14 protein-coding genes are annotated in these 19,143 nt (G+C 62.9%); 9 read left to right on the top strand and 5 right to left on the bottom strand.

From position 1 onward, the window contains the following. Nucleotides 1-74 precede the first annotated feature (74 nt). From QRN59_RS11370 to QRN59_RS11360, 3 genes are all read left to right on the top strand, one after another. Nucleotides 75-506: a MarR family winged helix-turn-helix transcriptional regulator gene (locus QRN59_RS11370; protein ID WP_284982631.1), complete on the top strand. Its 432-nt coding sequence runs from the start codon at nt 75-77 to the stop codon at nt 504-506. A gap of 52 nt (nt 507-558) precedes the next feature. Continuing rightward, the gene (locus QRN59_RS11365; protein WP_284982630.1) at nt 559-1,098 is read left to right on the top strand and encodes a hypothetical protein; all 540 of its coding nucleotides are present in this window, start codon (nt 559-561) and stop codon (nt 1,096-1,098) included. 169 nt (nt 1,099-1,267) lie between these two features. Further along, the gene (locus QRN59_RS11360) at nt 1,268-1,582 is read left to right on the top strand and encodes a carboxymuconolactone decarboxylase family protein (protein WP_284982629.1); all 315 of its coding nucleotides are present in this window, start codon (nt 1,268-1,270) and stop codon (nt 1,580-1,582) included. Nucleotides 1,583-1,637: 55 nt separating this feature from the next. Here the strand turns inward: QRN59_RS11360 and QRN59_RS11355 are convergent, their stop codons facing one another. From QRN59_RS11355 to QRN59_RS11335, 5 genes are all read right to left on the bottom strand, one after another. Next, on the bottom strand, nt 1,638-2,081 hold the full coding sequence (locus QRN59_RS11355; RefSeq protein ID WP_284982628.1) for a hypothetical protein: 444 nt from the start codon (nt 2,079-2,081) through the stop codon (nt 1,638-1,640). 62 nt (nt 2,082-2,143) lie between these two features. Then, the gene (locus QRN59_RS11350) at nt 2,144-3,238 is read right to left on the bottom strand and encodes a hypothetical protein (protein WP_284982627.1); all 1,095 of its coding nucleotides are present in this window, start codon (nt 3,236-3,238) and stop codon (nt 2,144-2,146) included. Between the two features lie 409 nt (nt 3,239-3,647). Beyond that, nucleotides 3,648-6,557 (bottom strand): TIM-barrel domain-containing protein, encoded by a 2,910-nt coding sequence (locus tag QRN59_RS11345; RefSeq protein WP_284982626.1) that lies wholly within the window; start codon nt 6,555-6,557, stop codon nt 3,648-3,650. Further along, nucleotides 6,554-9,889 carry a TIM-barrel domain-containing protein gene (locus QRN59_RS11340; protein WP_284982625.1) on the bottom strand — a complete coding sequence of 1,112 codons (3,336 nt, stop codon included), beginning with the start codon at nt 9,887-9,889 and terminating at the stop codon, nt 6,554-6,556. Before QRN59_RS11340 ends, QRN59_RS11345 begins: the two co-directional genes overlap by 4 nt. A 30-nt stretch (nt 9,890-9,919) precedes the next feature. Further along, nucleotides 9,920-11,122 carry an ROK family transcriptional regulator gene (locus tag QRN59_RS11335; protein ID WP_284982624.1) on the bottom strand — a complete coding sequence of 401 codons (1,203 nt, stop codon included), beginning with the start codon at nt 11,120-11,122 and terminating at the stop codon, nt 9,920-9,922. A gap of 185 nt (nt 11,123-11,307) precedes the next feature. On the opposite strand from QRN59_RS11335, the gene QRN59_RS11330 reads away from it, so the two are divergent. The 6 genes from QRN59_RS11330 to QRN59_RS11305 all read left to right on the top strand — a co-directional run bounded on the left by QRN59_RS11330 (nt 11,308) and on the right by QRN59_RS11305 (nt 19,106). After that, on the top strand, nt 11,308-12,522 hold the full coding sequence (locus QRN59_RS11330; protein WP_284982623.1) for an ROK family transcriptional regulator: 1,215 nt from the start codon (nt 11,308-11,310) through the stop codon (nt 12,520-12,522). Continuing rightward, a complete protein-coding gene (locus QRN59_RS11325; RefSeq protein WP_284982622.1) occupies nt 12,519-13,484 on the top strand; it encodes a carbohydrate ABC transporter permease in 966 nt (321 codons plus the stop codon). Before QRN59_RS11330 ends, QRN59_RS11325 begins: the two co-directional genes overlap by 4 nt. Further along, nucleotides 13,477-14,292, top strand: coding sequence for a carbohydrate ABC transporter permease (locus tag QRN59_RS11320; RefSeq protein WP_284982621.1), 816 nt, complete (start codon nt 13,477-13,479; stop codon nt 14,290-14,292). Before QRN59_RS11325 ends, QRN59_RS11320 begins: the two co-directional genes overlap by 8 nt. A 41-nt stretch (nt 14,293-14,333) precedes the next feature. After that, entirely contained in the window at nt 14,334-15,584 is a 1,251-nt protein-coding gene (locus QRN59_RS11315; protein ID WP_284982620.1) for an ABC transporter substrate-binding protein, read from the top strand. 94 nt (nt 15,585-15,678) lie between these two features. Continuing rightward, nucleotides 15,679-16,857 carry a glycoside hydrolase family 15 protein gene (locus tag QRN59_RS11310; protein ID WP_284982619.1) on the top strand — a complete coding sequence of 393 codons (1,179 nt, stop codon included), beginning with the start codon at nt 15,679-15,681 and terminating at the stop codon, nt 16,855-16,857. Next, entirely contained in the window at nt 16,854-19,106 is a 2,253-nt protein-coding gene (locus QRN59_RS11305; protein WP_284982618.1) for a glycoside hydrolase family 31 protein, read from the top strand. The genes QRN59_RS11310 and QRN59_RS11305 overlap by 4 nt, the downstream gene beginning before the upstream one ends. The last annotated feature ends 37 nt before the right edge of the window (nt 19,107-19,143 follow it).

The following is a 19,143-nucleotide window of genomic DNA, read 5'->3' as shown; positions in this document are numbered from 1 at the left end:
GCGCGGGAATCGCGCCTACTAATACAGAGGTTACCTCACTATGTGGTTGCAGGTCAAATTGCTAGACTGGCGGCATGCACTCACAGTCCTCTGATTCTGCCGACCTGGGCGATCTCTTCCATGCCGCTTTCCGGGGGCTGCGCCGGACCTGGGCCGAACAGCTGTCTCCGTGGGAGTTGACGCCGCACCAATGGCGGGCGCTCATGACGCTGATGCGCCCGGCGCCGGGGGAGCCGATGCGGCTGAAAGACCTTGCGGAACGGCTGCGCATTGCGCCGCGTTCGGCCACGGAAGTGGTGGACCAGCTTGAGGTCAAAGCCCTCGTCCGTCGCGATCCGGACCCCACGGACCGGCGGGCCACCCTTGTTGCCGCCACACCGGCCGGGCAGCAGCTTTTCGCGAAGATCAGCGCCGAACGGCGCGGCAAGTCCTCCGAGTACTTTGCCCGGCTCAGTGCGGAGGATCGCGCCCAGCTAGCCCGGATTCTGGGTCAGCTCAGGGATTGAAGCCAACGGGGATTTCCTCCCAAGTTGGCGCGGAGTAGGTAGAGTCGAAGCCATGACTCGCCGGAAGGTTCCAGTTGCCCTCGTCGCGCTCCCTTTCGCGTTGTGCCTGATCGCACTTGCGCCAGCGCAGAGTGCAGGGGCCGCATCCTGCGATTCTCAAGGCCTTCTAGGGGTGGTTGGCATGTGCTCTCCCGCCAGCTCCCCATCTCCCCGGCCGTCGGGCAAACCCACCCCGACCGCCACGGCTATCGCACCGGTACAACCGCAACCCCAGCCGGACCCCGGCGTCGCGGATCCACCCAGTGGCGCTTCAACGACCGCGCCGGCGGTGACCGCGGAACCCGCACCCACCCAGGTGGCGCCACCCGCTACAGCCACCGCTGCGGTGCCTTCGTCGCTCATTTCCAGTCCGATCCCCTCGGCGCAAAATTCAGCCTCGGCTGCGGCCGCCGCCCGGATTGACCCCGGCTCCGCTCAGAGCGACCGTCCCCTCGCTCCAACCGTCTCAGTGGCCGGAATCCTGGTGGCCTTCGGTGGGACCCTGATTGCCGCGGGCGGAGTGGTGGGTCTCAGAAGATATCCGCCGCTCTAATCCCGGACCCCCGAGGTTCATCGGGAAACAGGTACTAGCGGACCCTGCCTCATTCCGAGGTGCGTTCCTAGGATGGAAAGCAGGTCGACAAGCTTTCGTCGAAAAGGACCGAGGGCGCCGACGGCGGACCCTCCGCACCCCTGAATGAACCACTAACAAGGAGAACCCCATGGCTGAACAGTCCCGTGCCCAGCAACTCGTCGGAGACATCTCGCCCAAACTTGCCTCACTCACCGACGACGTCCTCTTCGCTGACGTCTGGGAACGGCCCGAGTTGCCCAAGCGAGACCGGAGCCTCATCACCGTTGCCTGTCTCGTGACGAGCGGCAGCACCGAACAGCTTTTCGGACACCTGCGTCTTGCGAAAGCCAACGGACTGAGCGAAGCCGAATTGAGCGAGGCGATTACCCACTTGGCGTTCTACGCGGGCTGGCCGAAGGCGATGTCCGCCATGGCGGTCGCCAAGCAGGTGTTTGCCGAGTAGCCAAGTTCACGTCGGAGAGGCGCTTGGCGCCCCCGCTCCCGGCCGCTGCCGGAGCTCAGGCCTCCGGGGTCTGTCCTTGGAGGGAGGCAATCTGTGCACGCGCGGCTGCGATGAGCTCCTCATTAGTGTTGGCGTGCCCGTTGAGGCCCCAACCGCCGTCGGGGGCTTCCGTGAGCAGGACCCAGGTCCGATCGGGCAGGGTCGGATCCGCGGCCGCCGTCGCGATGAGCGCGGTGAGCTGTTCGACCAAAGCGAGCTGCTTTTCGCGGTTCAATGCACCCGCGTTCGTGAGCACCTGGACGCGCACGTAGTTGCTGTCGCCGTCGACATTCGACAGATCCCCCTCCGGGAGTTCATGGATGAATGCCGCCGTGTTCTTGCGGAACATCGGGATATCCGGCACCTGCTCCACCCGCATCACCGTCGACGCCAGGTCAACGGCGAGCCGGTGTTTGTCGGCGAAGGTCCCGGTCGTGGCGTACACGTCGATCATGGGCATGATGCTTCTCCTCTTCGATACACGTCAATGGTCATTTGTTGTGCCATCCTTGCACCTCGCTGTCACCGTGTCTTCCTCTGGGCAATCATTTGCGGGTCGTCTGGCTTCACGTCCTTGGAAGTGCGGTTCTTCGGCCGGTGCGGCATGATCGGCTCGGACGCGAAGCGTCGTGAGCCACTCCACATTGATGGCGGTGCGTCGATCGCGTAGGCGAGGGCGTATGCGACCTTTTCGTAGTTGACGCGCCAGCCCCTGAAGTGGGGCCAGGCTTGTTCGGCTGTCACCTCAACCGGGTAATCGACGGTCCGCATGAGTTCCACTGCCGCTTGGAAGTCCTCGAAAGTCACGTCGAGTTCGGAATCGGGATCGGGGTCTTCCTCGACAGGGATACGGATGGCCCGCGCCACTTGATTCAGGCAGGTGAACCCCATCCGAAGGACCAGTCGCGCCCGGGTGCTCGGGGCAGACCCCGGACTCAAGGAAAGCTGCAACGCGGCTGCGTCCATGACGCTGAGGAGGGAGTTGAGCCAGTTGGATTGCGGTGAAGGTGAACGGAACCACACCAAGGTGAGGTAGGTGCTGTGTGATTCGGCTACGTCCGCAGCCCATCGCTCCCACCTTTGGTAAAGCTCGCTGAGCTCGCTCGTGCTGGTTTGAGCGGCCATCCCAAACCGTGTGCGCACCAGAAGCTCCGGTCCCCATGAGGGTGAACCTGCCCGCGATACCAGGAGCGTTACCTCCGCCTCCCGCCTATTGAAGGCTGCATAGAGGGTTGGCAAGTAACCGATCTGCAAAGCGATGACAATCAACCCGGTATACGCGGCCACGTAAACCAACACCGTATTGCCGACATTCGATGGCGCAGCGTAGCCAAGCGTGAACATTGCGGAGCCGGCCTCGTTTGCGGCTTGCCAATAGTCACCATCGACGAAGGGAAGGAGCAGGAGGCTGAACGACAGATCGAACAGGATCACCCAAACAAGCAGGCGGACGAACAGCGACATCGGAGACTGCCAGGCAAGGATCCGATCGCGTACTTCATAAGAGGTGACGGGTTTTGTGATGGCAAAGAAGATTTTCGCAGTGACCAGGTGGGTCACCCGTGAAAGGTTGCTGTGCAGCGGACGTGGCACGATCAGCGTGCCGATGACACTCATCCAGTTCAGGAGCAACCCAATCAACCCGACTGAAAAACACGCCCACACGATTACTGTCAATACACTCTTTCGACAATGCCGGACACGAATTCAGCTATTGACCACCGGAAGGGCAAAGCTGATGAGGCTCGTATCATTCATTCCACGCCCGGACCTTGTCAAGGGTGGCGGGTTCCGTCGTGTTGCCGCCCGTGGCGACCTAGTCACGCTGGGGACCCGCAGCGGCACTATCGTTCCTGGCACCATCACATAGTGCCAGGGCATTTTCGCGTCCTGCCAGAGGGCCACTCCGATCACAGGAGCGGCCTCTCTGGCCCAGTCGATCTTCTATTGTTGATACGCGCTCACGGCCTCATGGTCATGCATTCGGGGTCGCCGTGGCTCTCCAGACCATTCCGGTCCCCGGGCATTAGAACCCTCCCGACGTCGCGCCGGCAGACCCTGAGGAGGGGGTCGTTAAGGTCGAGTTGGAGCCTGGCTGCCAGGCGTCTGCGGATGCGGGGTAGTTGGTTTCCTGGCGCTTGATGCATTTCCATTCGATGGCAGTGTTTGGCGGGAGGTCGCTGATCGTTCCGGTCCAGGTGGGGTACGAGGTGGGGTCGAGCTTGACGGCGCTGGCCGGTGACCAGTTCCCCAACCCGGGGACGTTGCCTACGACGTAGACCGACTGCCCGCTCGTGGTGGTGCCGTTTGAGCAGGTGAAGCTGGCTGATACCGGGGTCTGGCCGAGGGTGAACTGGAAAGACTTCGCGGTCCCGACCGCGGTGCTGTCGGATTTAGCGACGACGAGGTTCCCTCCGGCGTTGTACCAGCCGCTGGCGGCGGCATCGAAGGCTGCCTTGTTCGCGTACTGGGTCAGCGGCATTCCGTTTAGCGTTACGGCGGAGGCCTGGGTTTCGTCGGTGACGAGTTGGACCACGTTCTGGCGGCTGTCCGGCGCTCCGGTGTAGGTGCCGGATGATGCGGCGATGTTCACGGTTTCGGTCGACCCTGACAGCTGCTGGGTGATACCGGTGAGGCGCTGCGCCCCGCTCTGGTAGTTGACCGACTTGCCATCGTCTTCGGTAAGGGTGAAGTTGGAGGCGTTGGTGTCGGGGTAGACCTGGGCGACGAGCTCGTTGCGGGTGGTGGCGTCGGTGCGAGCGCCGGTTACGTTCATCGTTTTGTCATCGACGTACATCTTGGGCAGGATCGCTCCGGCCTTGGCGAATGCGGGGAGCTGGAAGACTCCGTTGGTCCATTCGGGCAGGTTGTTCACCCACTGGCCGGTGCTGACGTACTTCTTGTTCGTGTGGTAGTCGTACCAGGTGCCGGCGGGCAGGTACATGTTCCTCTGCCGTTCGCCTGATGCAGCGACGACGCCGACAAGCATGTCCGGTCCGATCATCTTCTCGCTGCCCATGGTGCGGACGTTGGGGTCGTTCTGGTAGTAGTACACCAGCGGCGGGGCCAGGGGGTCTCCAGTGCTGTAGGCGTTGTGTGCCACGGAGTAGTAGTACGGGGTGAGCTCGTAGCGCTGGCGGAGGTTGGCCAGGTTGCTGGGGACGTCGCCGATCTTGTCGGGGGCTGTCTGCTGGCAGTTGCAGGTGTTGTCTGTGTGGGGGCGGATCGGGACATCGAACCATGCAGAATTCGCGAACCATTGGGTGTAGATCTCGTTGATGTCGGACCCGGCGATGGCCTCGTCACGGTGGAAGCCGCCGATATCGGAGCCGAAGTAGTCGATGCCGGACATCGACATCTCCATCTGGACGTTGGTTTGGTCTGCAAGGGCGGTCATACGGGTGGCGATGTCACCGGACCACATGGCTGCGCCGTCGCGCTGGATACCGGCGGCTCCGGAGCGGGAGAGCAGGAAGGGCCGCTGGGTTGACGAAGCGGCGGTGTACCCCTTGGCGACACTGTTGGCCCATTCCAGGGCATACAGGTTGTGGTAGTCGGCGTGGGCGTGTTTGCCGGGCAGCAGGCCGGCGGTCCAGTCGTTGGAGTCATACATTTCGGGTTCGCCGAGATCGAGCCAGTGGCCGAGGACGCCCATGTTGACGAGTGGCTGTTCCTTGGTGGCGGCCCAGTAGGCGCCGGCGGCCGGCTGGGTTCTGTCGATCATGCTTCCGCGGCCCCACCAGTCGTTGGCGGTGAGGTAGACGGGGTCGCAGGTGGGGCAGCCGGCGCGGGCCAGGAAGCCTTGGTTGGCAAGGTTGGTGTATTCGGGGAGTCCTTTGCCGATGTAGGACTCTTCGATGGTCATGAGGCCGACGCCTTGGTTGTCGCGGTAGTCGGCGATCTTGGACGCGGCGTTGGGGAAGTTGGTCGGGTCGAACTCGAGGGTACCCATCTTGGTGTTGTCGGAGCCTGCGGTGACGCCGCCGAACCATTGCAAGTCGAGCATGAATCCGTCGACGGGGAACTTGTCGGAGCGCAGGCCGGCCAAGGTGTTGTCGATCTCGGTCCAGTTCTTGTACCCGTATTCGGAGTTCCAGAGCCCGAATGCCTTCTGTGGGGGCACTGGGGGGCGGCCGGTGAGGTTCATGTAGCTCTTGCGCAGGTCCGGCAGGCTGGGACCGGCCATGACGTACCAGCGCAGCTGGTCGCCGTAGGTGTCCATGGTCCAGGGGTCTGCGGTGAGGTTCCAGTCCTGCTTGTAGACCTGGTCGACGAAGAGCCCGTAGTTGGCATTGTTGGCGCCGACGGCGAAGAGGACGGGGATCTGGGTGTTCCCGACGGGGCCGTTGTCGACGTCGTAGTTCATGGTGTTGCCGTAGGCGCCGGGGGAGGAGCGGTCGACTCCAACCCTGTCGCCGTCGGCATTGCCGCCGGTGAAGAATTCTTCGCCGAGGCCGTAGGCGTCCTGCATGGCGGACTTGGTGAAGGACAGCCCCTTCCACGCTGCCGTCAGGTTCCGTGGGCAGACTGTGTGCAGCAGCAGGGCCGGCGTCCGGGTCGTATCCGTGACGTCGGCGCACATGGTCGTGGTGTTGACGCTGACCTGGATGTGCGCGCTGCTGGCGGTCGAGGCGGTCTGGGTGAAGGCGGTGGGGCCTGCGTAGCTGGTCGGGGCGACTTGGTCGGTGGTGGGGATGGCCACCCCGGCGCCGGGCCCGGATCCGGTGCCCATTTCGAAGTGGACCAGGTCGTCGCTGAGGAATTCCGCGACCAGGTAGTCGCCGGCTCCGGTGAACTGGACGCGTTGGATCCCTGCCGCGTGGGCCGGGACGGCGGTCACGAAGGTGGCCCCGGCGGTTGAGGCGAGCAGCAGCATTACTCCGGCGAGGATCCCGCTGAGGCGGTTTCGGCGCCGGTCTCGGCGCGGGGCGGTCATGGCCTGCCGACTGTGAGGTTGTCGAGGTTGATGGCGGCTGTGTTGGCCGTGTCGTAGGAGATCTTCACCGAGTGCCGTCCTGAGGTGAGGGTGGTGCTGATGGTTGCGGTGCCCCATGTGTCCCAGTTGGCCAGGGTGGGCAGTGTGAGGGTTCCGACGGAGGTTCCGTCGACGTAGATGGTTCGGGTGGCTGGCCCGCCTGTGGCGTTGGCGTAGCGGAAGGTGAGTTGGTGGGTTCCGGTGGCGTTGGCGCTGACGTCGAATGTGAGGGAGGAACCGGAGGCGGTGAAGCCGTCGACGAAGCCGGTGCCGGTGAATCCGGGGTGGTTGGTGTTGGTGGTGGTTCCTGTTGCGGTGGCGAATTCCGCTTCGTATGCGCTCTTGTTGACCCCGGAGAGGATGACGGTGCGGGTGGTGGTTCCGGAGGCGATCTTGATGAGTGTGAACTGCTGGACGGGATCCCAGTACCAGCCGGTTGCCGCGGCAGTGAGGCCGCTGAGCGTGCTGTAGGCGGTCAGGGCGTTTCCGTCGACTGTGATGGTGCTGGGGACGGTGGTATTGACCTGGAGGGTTGCGGTGGTGGCGAGCGGCGGCACGGTGGCGATGACCTGGTGGCTGCTCCAGTTCTCAGTGCTGGTGATCTGCTTGACGGTACCGGCGGCGTCGTCGAAGTAGTCGGCCGAGGTGGTTCCTGCGGGGTAGATCCGGAAGACCAGGTTCGTGTAGTTGTAAACGTCGTTGCCGATGCTTCCGCCGTATTCGTAGTTGGCGTTGAGGTTCAGTGGGATGATGGCGCCGTCGCGGGCGTACACCGGGATGGTGGAGGTGTCGGCGATGTAGGTCTTGTTGCCGGGACCGGAGGCCTTGCCGCCGTTGGTGACGTCGTGCCATTCCCCGCCGGGGAGGTAGAGCGTGACCGAGGTCGCCCCTTGGGTGGTGATCGGGGCGACGAGCAGCTGGCGACCGAACATGTATTGCATGTCCAGGGGGGCCGCCGAGGCGTCCCCGGGGAAGGCCAGCCGCATGGTCTGCAGCAGTGGCAACCCGGTCAGGGAAGCGTTCTTGGCCTCGGTGTAGATGTAGGGGATCAGGTTCATCCGCGTGTTGGCGAACTTGCGGAACGTGGGGACCACCGTTGTGTCGCCCGTGCGGGCCTGGACGTTCCAGGGTGTCCGGGCCTCTGAGGGACTGGGATCGGACTTCTCGGAGTGGTACTGCATCATCGGTGAGTAGGTCTGCTGGGCGGCGGCCCGCAGGTAGAGCTCGCTGCTCGGGAAGGTCCCGGTGAAGCCTGCCATGTCCCAGGCCCAGAAAGGAATGCCGGACTCCCCGCCGCTCAGGCCTGCACGCAGGGCCTGCTGGAAGGCCGAGAACGTCGAGGCCTGATCCCCGGCCCAGTAGATGGAGTGTGCCTGCGCACCCGCGGTTCCGCCGCGGCTGAACAGGACCCCGTCTCCGTTCTTCTTGGTCTGAACGTAGGTGCCGTAGGCGCCGGTGTAGGCGTTGGTATACCCGTTGTGCATCTCGTCGCCCTTGCGGCCGTCGGAGAAGGAGGCGTTGCGGCCGAAGACCATCTCGCCGCCGTCGGTCTTCATCCCGTCGATGCCGACATCGTCGAAGAGGTAGGCGCGCTTGCTCATCCACCATGACGTCGCCGCGGCATTGGTGAAGTCCGGCATGGTGCTGTCCCCGAACCATTCCCCGGTGGGGATCCGGTATTGGCCGCCGACCCCGTCCCCGATCAGGTAGCCCTGGGCGGCGGCGTAGCTCTGGTCGTTGAGGTGCTGCTGGGGCGCGGTGGCGGGGTTGGTGCTGAAGTCCTGCTTGAGCACGGGGATCTGCCACAGGACGACTTTGATGTTCTGGTCGTGGGCGGCGGCGACCATGGCCTTGGGGTCGCTCCACTCGCCGCCGGACGGGAAGGTGAGGTCGGTGTAGGCCAGGGCGCCGCTGCCAGGCTTGGCGGTGTAAGTCGCACCGTGCCAGACGTAGAAGGTGGCCTCGTCGCTCCACTGCTCCAGGACCAGGACACTATGCGGGATGTTGTTGTTAGTGACGTTGGCGAGCTCGTTCGTGACCTCGGTCTGGGTGTTCCACTCGTTGGCGGACATCCACAGGCCGAACGCCCATTTCGGAGGCAGCCATGGGCGTCCGGTCAGAGAGGTGTAGGCATCCAGGATGTTTCCCTGGGTACCGGTGAGGAAGTGATAGTCGACGGTGGAGTCGAGCGCGCCACCGGTGTCGACGGTGAAGCCGACCATGTCAGAGAGGTAGGTGCACACGTTGAACAGCGAGTAGCGCGTGCTGGGGACGTACACCCCGTAGCCTGCGGAGTTGGTGAAGAACGGGACCGACATGTAGGTGCGGTGGGTGGGTCCTTGATCCTGGTACTGGTTATAGACGTAGTTGTCGACGTCGTGGCCGCGCTGGTCCAGGTAGTCGTACCGTTCGCCGAAGCCCTCGAACCGTTCTCCGGCGGGGGTCAGCCAGTGGTCCTCGATTTTGGTAACTGTAGTGGCGCCGTCGCTTGCCCATCCGGTGTTCCGGAATATGGCTGGGTCGTACTGTTGGGCAATGAGCGTGGTGCCGTCGGCCTTGTAGACGGAAACGCGGTAGGGGCTCTTCTGGATCTTCACCTTCAGCGCGCTGGTGGCCAGTTGCAGCGTGGTGCCTGTGTCGGTGACGGTGTAGCCCGTGGCGCCAGTGATATTCAGGCCGGTGCCGTGGGGTGCGATCTGGACGTGGAAGCGGTCTGGTGCAGGGAAGGTGTAGCGGATCTTGGGGGAGAAGCTGCCGGAGGTGTCGCTGACAGCGACGTCGACTGAGGTGCCGTTGTCGGTGTAGCCGCTGACGTTTCCGGTGCCGGACCAGTCGGTGACGGCGAAGCTGAACGGGCCGCTGGTGATCGCGCCTGCGCCGTCGACGTTGGCGTGGACGGTGTAGGTGATCTGGTCGCCCCTCGCGAAGGAGCCGAGGTTGACCTTCCAATAGCTGTTGTTGCCATTGTTGTAGTCGAAGGAGCAGCCAACGTCAGTCTGGGCGACCCCGTTCTTCGTCCAGGAGACCCAGCATGTCTGTCCGGGAGAGATCGGCCATGTGGTCGAGTGCAGCTGGACCGTCTGGGTGGACATCGGGTCGCGCGGACCGCGTTCGGTCGGCGTGGTGCTGTACAGCTGGTCGTAGCCGGTGGGCCCGTGGAAGACGCCGGTGAGGGTGTCAGCTTTGGCCGATTCTGCGCCGAAGACCGCCGGTAGCAGGGCCAGGGGCACCGCGCCCAGGATGCCGAGGACGGCTGTGCGGCGGGATATTGTCGGCGTGACTGAAACGGACATCGTTGCCCTGCTTTCTTTTGAGAGTGAAGCTCACCCAGCGGAGCGGCCGATGAGGGTCGGCTCGTCGCTGTTCAAGCGGAGGTTGGGTTCGAACAGCTCGTTGAGCAGGAGGCTTGCGGCTCCGCGTGCCCAGGCCTCGTCGTCCCACGCCTCGGCGTGGATCGAGAGTCCGTCCTGCAGTCCGTCAAAAACGGTCTCGTTGAGAGCGAGGCGGAACGCGGGCATGATGAGGTCGAGATTATGCGTACCTTCGCCGGCCAGGAGGAGCCGGTCAGGGTTCAGGATGTTCACGACGTTACCGACAGCCCGCCCCAGATGTTGGCCGGCCTCGGCGAAGACCCGTGCTGCACGCTGGTCCCCGTCCCGGGCCATCGTGCCGGCCTCGTCGACCGAGACGCGCCGTCCCAGCTCACCCGCGAGGGATCCCAGGAGGGCCGGCTCGCCGATCACGGCCTCCAGACAGCCGCGGCCACCGCACTCGCACTCCGGGCCTTCGGGCACCACCTTCATGTGGCCGAGCTCGCCGGCACCTCCGCGGCTGCCACGGAACAGGCGCCCGTCGAGCACCATGCCCATGCCGACGCCGCGTCCTATGGTCACGACGGCGAAGTTCTTCACGCCCCGCCCGGCCCCCCAGCTCTGCTCGCTCGCCACCAAGGCGTTGACGTCGTTGTCGATGAGAACCGGCAACCCGATCGCATCTGAGAGCCGTTTGGCGAGCGGTTCGTTGTGCCAATCGAAGTATGTGGCGTGGCGCACACTTCCCTCATCCCGGTCGATCACCCCGCCCATGCCCAGCCCAACGCCGAGGATCCGGCCTTGGCCGGCAGGAGCAAGCGCCTCGACTGTGCTGACGATGCCTGCCACTACCGCGCCGGGCGTCGGTAGCGCCAGGGCGGCGTCGGCTCGGGCCACGACGTTGGCGTCCAGGTCCGCCAGGACGCCGATGGCCCGGTTCTCGGTCAGTTTGATGCCGACGACGTAGCCGGCGCGTTGACGCAGGCCAAGGAGCACTGGTGGCCGCCCTCCCGCCGATGCGCCGGTGGCCCGCTCTTCGACGAGGCCTCGGTCTATGAGCCGTGACGTGATGGCAGTGACCGTCGGGCCGCTGAGTCCGGTACTCCGGGCGATGTCCGCGCGGGAATGGAGCGACTCGCCGCGCAGCTCGGCGAGCACGAGGGCCTCGTTGATCTCCCTGATCAGCCCTTTGTTGCCCGCACGGTCGATCCTCACAGCGTATCCGGCCTTTCTGAAGTAACTAAATTAAGTCGCCGAACAAACGCTAAGGGAGAGCGGGCTGCTCCGCAAGAGGAATTTTCTGCTCGGACCAGGAGGCAGCCTTTGAGCATAAGAGACCCCTTGACGTGAGGTGCGTCATAGTTCTAATCTTCATTTAGTCGTAAATAAAGGAGAATACAATGGTTCGGCCGAGCGGCAACGCTGACGTTACGCGGTCTGCGATCCTGGCATTTCTTGGTACCTCCGGTGGTGCGTCCCGGGCTGACTTGGCAAGGGCACTTGGCGTCTCCCCGGCTCTTATGACCCAGCTCATCAAAGACCTCATCGCGGACGGCCTCGTGAGGGAGCTGTCAATGTCTCCCTCCAGCGGCGGTCGTCCTGCGCGGATGCTGGGCCTGGCCACTGCTGCAGGGCGCGTGGTGGGTATGAAGATCTCGAAGGATCATGTTGCCTTCGTTGAAACGGAACTTAGCGGGCATGTAGTCCGGTCCGGCAATAGGGCATACGACGCTTCCTCGATCACATCGCTTTCCGACGTCGTCTCACTGGTCCAGTCATTCGTTGGCGAAGATCGTGTCACCCCCCTTCTGGGAATAGGCGTCGGTGTTCCCGGATCGGTGGATGCGCAAGGTAGTGGTGTTGTTGATTCAAGCCTCCTCGGGTGGCGGCAGGTACCGCTTGGAGCGGTTCTGAGCCGGGAACTCCATGTTCCGGTCCTGGTGGAGAACAATGTCAACGCCCTCGCTGTAGCCGAACGGCTCTATGGGTCAGGCCGCGAGCATGCCGAGTTTCTGGTTGTGACGATCGGGGAGGGCGTCGGCGCGGGGTTTGTCACCGGCGGCGCGGTCGTGCGCGGCAGCAGGGGCGGTGCCGGCGAAATCGGTCACATACCCGCAGTTGCGGATGGACCTCTTTGCACCTGCGGTAACCACGGATGCATCGAGGCCCTGATTGGGGAAAAGACACTCGTCGCGAATGCGCGGCAATCCGGAATCATTTCGTCATTAGAGACCATGGCAGATCTGCAAGAGCGCGCAAACGACGGTGACCCCCTCGCCCAAGATATTTTCAGGGGAGCCGGTCAGCCATTGGGGCGAATCGTCGCTGGTCTCGTGCAGATCCTGGATCCGGAGATTGTGATCGTCAGCGGGGAAGGAACCCGTGGATGGCGCCACTGGGCAGCAGGATTCGAACGATCATTCCGGGGTTCCCTGACGGCAGACCGCCGGAGCATCCCCGTGATCGTCGAGTCCTGGGACGACGAGGCCTGGGCGCGCGGAGCCGCCGCGCTCGTGGCGTCTGCGCCCTTCTACAGCGAAGAAAGTTCAGGTGAGCAGGGGAGACGGGTTCGTGCCCGGCTCACCCACGTACCGGCGGAGGTAGGAGGATTGTGACCGCTCTGCAAGACTCGAGGTCCGGCAGCCCCGGACCCACGGCAACAACGAAGCGCTACCGAGGACCCGGGATTCGGCGTAAAGCAACCGGCAATCGTCTCAGATACGGGCTGACTGTCGCCGTTTTCCTCATTCCGAGCGCGTTGCCACTGTTGTTCTTCACGATCGTTCCCATGTTTTCCGCGTTCTGGATCAGCCTGAACCAATGGAATCTGGTCGGTCCGATGAAATGGGTTGGCCTTGGGAACTACGGCAAGCTCATCGGCGACCCCGGCACGCAGGGCGCGTTCCTGCACACCATCTACTACATCGTCGGATACCTGCCGCTTGTGTACGTCGGCGGGCTGGCCATAGCGCTTGCCCTCAATTCCCGGATCAGGGGACGCAGCATGATGCGCGGCCTTTACTTCCTCCCCGTGGTGACCAGCTGGATCGTCGTTGCACTCGTCTGGCGTTGGCTACTGAATCCCAGCACGGGAATCGTCAACTGGCTGCTTGGTCTCATCGGCGTGACAGGGCCGGGATGGTGGACAGATCCGGCATGGTCCATGCCTTCGATCATCGTGGCTTCGGCGTGGAAGGACCTTGGCTTTGTCATGGTGATTCTGCTCGCCGGCCTCCAAGCCATTCCGGAGGACCTGTATGAAGCCGCGACCGTCGACGGCGCCGGCCGGTGGAGGCGGCTGTTCAGCATTACGCTTCCCATGCTTTCCCCCTCGACCTTCTTTGTCATTGTGTTGTCGCTGATCAACGGATTCCAGGTCTTTGACCAGGTCTATGCCATGACCGGAGGCGGCCCCAACAACTCTTCCCAAGTCGTGGTCGAGCAGATTTACGACCTCACCTTCCGCTACGGCAGGGCCGGCGAAGCATCGGCTCTGTCATGGCTACTGTTCCTTTTCATCCTGGTCATCACTCTGATTCAGGTGCGAGGTCAAAAGAAATGGGTGCACTATGCGTAAGCAGCGTCCCTCGATCACCCTGAACATCCTCGTCCTCGTTGGCGCCCTCATGATGGTCTTCCCTTTTCTTTGGGCGTTCGTAACGTCCATCAGCCCCGGCGCAGGCCTCTCCGCAACACCGCAACTTATCCCGGAGAATCCTTCACTGTCCGCCTACGCTCAGTTGCTCCAACGGCTCCCGTTTGCCCAGATCGTCCTTAACAGCCTGATCCTCGCCATCCTCACCACGGTGTTCCAGCTTGTCACCAGCTCACTGGCCGCCTATGTCTTTTCCCGGATGCCGTTCAAGGGGCGAAATGCAGTGTTCGCCGTCTATCTGGCCACCATGATGATCCCGATGCAGGTGCTGGTCGTCCCGTTGTTCGTGGAGATGAAAAGCCTGGGCCTTATCGATACCTATCTCGGCGTATTGATGCCGGGGATCGCCAGCGCCTTCGGAGTGTTCCTCCTGCGGCAGGCAATGAATTCCGTGCCGCAGGACCTGGATCAGGCCGCGACATTGGATGGTGCTGGCCACTTCCGGATCTTCGGCCTCATTGTGCTTCCCCTGGTCCGTCCGGCGCTGGCGACACTGACGGTGTTCGCGTTCCTGAATAGCTGGAACAGCTTCCTGTGGCCGCTGATTATCCTGCGGACCCCCGCAATGAAAACCCTTCCCGTGGCGTTGGCGGGACTGCAAGGCCAGTACACAACCCAGTGGGACATCGTCATGGCCGGATCCGTGGTCAGCGTCCTTCCAATGCTTGCCCTCTATATCTTCACCCAGAAGTACATCATCCAAGGGGTTGCGGGCACCGGACTCAAATAGACCGGATCGGCCAGTTTCCTCACCTATCAATGGAGATACACATGAACAAGAAGCCCCTGGCATCGCTGGGTCTCGCTCTCACCGCAATCCTGGCCATGTCAGGCTGTGGATCGGCGGCAAGCTCAAATGTTTCAAGCACCGAAAAAGTAACCATCAAATACTCAAACTTCATCTCGAACGGGGGCAACGAGAAGAATCTGGACACCATTGTCCAGGCCTTCGAGAAGGCCAACCCGAACATCACCGTCCAGGTCACCACCTTGCCCTACAAGGACTACGCGACGGCACTCCAGACAGACCTGGCCGCCGGGACCCAAGCCGATACTTTCGATATCGAATACGCGAACCTGCGCTCCTACGTGGCCAGTGGGGCTGTCGCTCCCCTCGACGGAGTCGACGGTTCCAAGTACAAGCAGTCCCTGCTGCAGTCCTACCAGTCAGACGGCAAGCAGTACGCGCTGCCCAGTTCCTTCTCCGACGTTGTCCTCTACTACAACAAGGCGCTCTTCGACGCTGCCAAGGTCGCCTACCCCACGTCCAGCTGGACATGGGCTGATGAAACGGCTGCAGCAAAGAAAATCACGGACAGCGCCGCGGGTGTCTACGGGGACTACCAGAGCGTGAGCTTCTACGAGTTCTACAAAGCACTGGCCCAAACCGGCGGCAAATTCCTCAACGACGACGGCAAATCGGTCGCCTTCAACTCGCCCCAGGGCATCAAAGCTGCCGAATGGCTGGCAGGTAAGAGCGGGACGACCATGCCTACACCCGCCCAAGGCGCCGGGACCCCGGACTTCGACACGAAACTGTTCAAAGACGGAAAACTAGGCATGCTCCACAGCGGCATCTGGGTGGCCAGCAGTTTCGCCGATTCACCCAAGAGCTGGGACATCGTCGTCGAACCCGGAGACACGCAGAAGGCAAGCGCGGAGTTCTCCAACGCCATTGGGGTATCCGCCAACTCCAAGAACAAGGCCGCAGCCCAGAAATGGGCCGAATACATGACCAGCTCAGACGTCATGGCACAGACCCGCATCAGCGCAGCGTGGGAACTCCCCGCCACCTCCGATGACTCAGTCCTGAAGCCCTATCTCGCGAAGGACAAGCCGGCAAACCGCCAGGCCATCTTCGACGCCCTTGACAAAGTCGCCCTCCCGCCGGTCATCGGCGACAACCAGCAAAAAATGGTCGACATCATCACCAACGCTCTCGGCGAAGTCGAAGCGAAACGCTCCAGCGCGGCCGATGCCCTGAAGGGCGCCGCGGACCAAATCAACGCTCTGCTGAAATAAACCGGGCACAGTCCGAATAAAGCCGGTGAGCGGGCCGCGGTAACACCGTGAGCTGCCGGCACCGCGACCCGCTCACCATCTGAAAGAGAAGCCAATGACAATGCAAGGTTCAACGGTAACGCGCAACGGAGATCCCGCGGTCCGTTCGATAGTCGAGGCCGGCATCCGGCTCATCCTGGAACAGCAGGCACCCGGGGGCGCCTACCCGGCAAGCCCCTCGTTTTCCGCCTACGCCGGGTACTGCTGGTTCCGCGACGGCTCGTACATCGCTGACGCCATGTCCGCCGCCGGACACATCGAATCCGTCGAACTGTTCTTCGACTGGTGCTCGAATGCCTTGACTTCCCGCGCCGGAAGGATCCGCCATATCGTGGCTGAAAGCCTAGCCGGCAGGCCGGTGGCCGGTGACCAAATGCTGCCCACGCGTTTTACCCTCGACGGAGCCGAAGGAAACGACGACTGGTGGGATTTCCAGCTCGACGGATACGGCACCTGGCTTTGGGCCCTGGCTGAACACAGCGCCCGCCATGACCGGCCACTGGAACGCTGGACCGAGGCCATAGCCCTCACCATCGATTACCTATCGGCCTCCTGGGAACGGCCGTGCTATGACTGGTGGGAAGAGTCGGCCCAACACGTGCACGTGAGCACTCTGGGTTGCATCGCCTCCGGGTTGGCCAGCATCGCCCGAACCGGGCTCATCGAGGAGTCACTCTCAGAACAGGCCACCTCGATCGCGGACCAGATCCGCCGACGAGTCCAGGACGAAGGTGTCCAGGACATCCATCTGACGAAATGGCTGGGAACAGACACGGTAGACGCCAGCCTCCTCTCGCTGATTGCTCCGATGAACTTCCTGCCCCCGCACAGTCCCTTGAGCGCAGGGACCATCGCGGTCATCGAAGAGCAGCTCACCGTCGACAACGGCGTTCACCGGTATCTGGCCGACACCTACTACGGCGGCGGCCAATGGCCTTTACTTAGTTGCTTCCTCGGCCTGGCCCAGGCCGCTGCCGGAAACCGAACCAGAGCCCACGAGCTCCTCGAATGGGCCGCCTCGACCGCCGGCGCGAACGACGAACTTCCCGAACAGGTTGACCATCACCTTCTCGACCCCGATCATCTTCAACCTTGGAACGAGCGCTGGGGCTCCTCTGCAAACCCGCTGCTGTGGAGCCACGCCATGTTCATCCGCCTCGCCATCGCCCTCGGCGTGCCCTTCGACACCGCCGATCCGACTCCTGCTCCAGCAGCGAAAGAGAACGTTAAATGATCCGCCACAAACCATTCGGCTCCGGCCACCCCTACGTCGCCGACACCGATCAACGCAGCCCGTCCCATCCTGTCGCGGGGGAGCCCGTCACCTTGGGCGTTCGAACCTCCCCGGAACTGACCGACGTGATCTGCGAACTCGAAGTCACCGGTCGCGACGGCGCTGTCACGAAACTGACCGAGACCCTCGAACGAGTACCGGCAGCATCCCGCGGACAGGTCATCGACGGCGGCCACCTGGCATCCGCCCAGGCCAAGCTCGCCCGTTCGGCGAGCGGCTGGCAGGTAACCCTCGCGCCGTCGGAGCCCCAGACAACATACAAGTACCGCTTCACTGCGCAGACCCGAAGTGGACGAACTCAAAAGACGCAGTGGTTCAGCTATAGTGCCGCCACCTGGGCGCCCACCAGCCAGGCTGTTAACGTCATTGGAGCTGACCGGATGATCGCCGACTCCGTTGAGGTACTGCATGACGGTGTCCGGCCTTTGCGTGTTCGTTTCGCACTCCCGTTGGCCTTGAACGAGCGTGTCGCCGGCTTTGGAGAACGTTTTGATGCCCTCGACCACCGGGGGTCCAAGCTGGACGCGGTCGTTTTCGAGCAATACAAGAGCCAAGGAGCGAAGCGGAAAACTTACTTGCCCATGCCTTTCGCCCATGTAATAGGCGGAGACGGCTGGGGATTTCACGTCGAAACCTCCCGGCGCACGTGGTACGACATCGGTGCCTCCGACGAAAGCCGCCTCGTCATTGAAGCCGAAGTCGGCCCCGAACCCCTGAACGGGGAGACTCTTCTGAACTTGAGGTTCTTCGAAGGAACCCCGACGGCGGTCCTGAAGTCCTTCCTGTCCGTCGCCGGCAGCGCCAAGGAGCTTCCGGACTGGGTGTTCAAGCTTTGGGCGAGCGGAAACGAGTGGAACACCCAGGCAGAAGTCATGCGACAGATGGATCGGCACAGGGACACCGGGATTCCGGTCGGGTCCGTCGTCGTCGAAGCGTGGAGCGACGAGTCTACGTTCACGGCATTCCGCGACGCTGAATACGAGCCGAATCCCGACGGTTCACCGCACCATCTCAGCGACTTCACCTTCCCGGAGCATGGTGCCTGGCCGGATCCGAAGGCCATGGTCGATGACCTTCATGCCCGGGACATCCGGGTGGTTCTGTGGCAGATTCCGCTTATCAAGATGCGGCCCCACCCGCAAGGACAATCCCGATTCGACGCTGAAGCGGCGATTCGTGACGGCCGGCTCATCCGTGAGGAGGCCCCGGACGGCAGCCTGCGGCCATATCGTAACCGGGGATGGTGGTTCCCGCTCAGCCTGATGCCGGACCTGACCGATCCGGAAGCTGCCCGATGGTGGACGGACAAGCGACGCTATCTCGTCGAAGAAATCGGCATCGACGGATTCAAGACCGACGGCGGAGAACACGCCTGGGGCGAAGAACTCCAGTATCTGAACGGAATGCGCGGAGACGAAGGAAACAACCTCTTCCCGGTCGCATACGCCAAGGCCTACGGTGACCTTCTTGAATCCGCAGGAAAGGCACCCGTCACCTTCAGCCGCGCCGGGTTCACCGGTTCCCAAGCCCACGGAGCCTTCTGGGCCGGGGACGAGAATTCCACTTGGGACGCATTCCGTTGGTCCCTGTTTGCCGGACTCTCCGCGTCAGCAAGCGGAGTCTTGTATTGGGGCTGGGACTTCGCCGGCTTCTCAGGCGATGTCCCGACCTCGGAACTATACCTGCGGTCGGCTGCAGCAGCGGTTTTCGTGCCCATAATGCAGTACCACTCCGAGTTCAACCATCACCGGAAGCCATCGAGGGATCGCACTCCGTGGAACATTCAGGATCGGACGGGGGACGAGACTGTCATCCCTGTGTTCCGCGAACTTGTCGAACTGCGCGAACGCCTCGTGCCCTACCTGGCAGAGCAGGCCCGCAGGGCCATCGACACCGGAGCCCCCCTCATGCGCCCGCTGTACTTCGACCACATCGAAGACCAGGAGGTATGGAAGCATCCACTGCAATGGATGCTCGGCGACGACCTTCTTGTATCCCCCGTCGTCGACGAGGGAGTCCGCAGCTGGACGGCTTACCTCCCGGGCGGCGACTGGGTCGATGCCTGGACGGGAGAAACATACGCCGGCCAGCGAACGGTCGAGGTGCCTGCGCCGTTGAACCGCGTTCCCGTCTTCGTCAGGGCGGAAGCCTGGGACGAAATGAAGGACATTTTCACTCCGACCGCCTAACAAGACCCGACGGTCAGCCCTTCCGCGTTGGGGAATC

This window comes from Arthrobacter sp. efr-133-TYG-118 (genome assembly GCF_030209755.1).
Lineage (GTDB): Bacteria > Actinomycetota > Actinomycetes > Actinomycetales > Micrococcaceae > Arthrobacter.
This window is presented reverse-complemented; position numbering and strand designations above follow the sequence as displayed.

Excerpts from the sequence above, each read along its gene's own strand:
- QRN59_RS11345 (WP_284982626.1), bottom strand. The coding sequence starts at position 6,557 with ATGACCGCCCCGCGCCGAGACCGGCGCCGAAACCGCCTCAGCGGGATC.
- QRN59_RS11365 (WP_284982630.1), top strand. The coding sequence starts at position 559 with ATGACTCGCCGGAAGGTTCCAGTTGCCCTCGTCGCGCTCCCTTTCGCG.
- QRN59_RS11310 (WP_284982619.1), top strand. The coding sequence starts at position 15,679 with ATGACAATGCAAGGTTCAACGGTAACGCGCAACGGAGATCCCGCGGTC.
- QRN59_RS11360 (WP_284982629.1), top strand. The coding sequence starts at position 1,268 with ATGGCTGAACAGTCCCGTGCCCAGCAACTCGTCGGAGACATCTCGCCC.
- QRN59_RS11330 (WP_284982623.1), top strand. The coding sequence starts at position 11,308 with ATGGTTCGGCCGAGCGGCAACGCTGACGTTACGCGGTCTGCGATCCTG.
- QRN59_RS11305 (WP_284982618.1), top strand. The coding sequence starts at position 16,854 with ATGATCCGCCACAAACCATTCGGCTCCGGCCACCCCTACGTCGCCGAC.
- QRN59_RS11340 (WP_284982625.1), bottom strand. The coding sequence starts at position 9,889 with ATGTCCGTTTCAGTCACGCCGACAATATCCCGCCGCACAGCCGTCCTC.
- QRN59_RS11315 (WP_284982620.1), top strand. The coding sequence starts at position 14,334 with ATGAACAAGAAGCCCCTGGCATCGCTGGGTCTCGCTCTCACCGCAATC.
- QRN59_RS11320 (WP_284982621.1), top strand. The coding sequence starts at position 13,477 with ATGCGTAAGCAGCGTCCCTCGATCACCCTGAACATCCTCGTCCTCGTT.
- QRN59_RS11350 (WP_284982627.1), bottom strand. The coding sequence starts at position 3,238 with ATGAGTGTCATCGGCACGCTGATCGTGCCACGTCCGCTGCACAGCAAC.
- QRN59_RS11370 (WP_284982631.1), top strand. The coding sequence starts at position 75 with ATGCACTCACAGTCCTCTGATTCTGCCGACCTGGGCGATCTCTTCCAT.
- QRN59_RS11355 (WP_284982628.1), bottom strand. The coding sequence starts at position 2,081 with ATGCCCATGATCGACGTGTACGCCACGACCGGGACCTTCGCCGACAAA.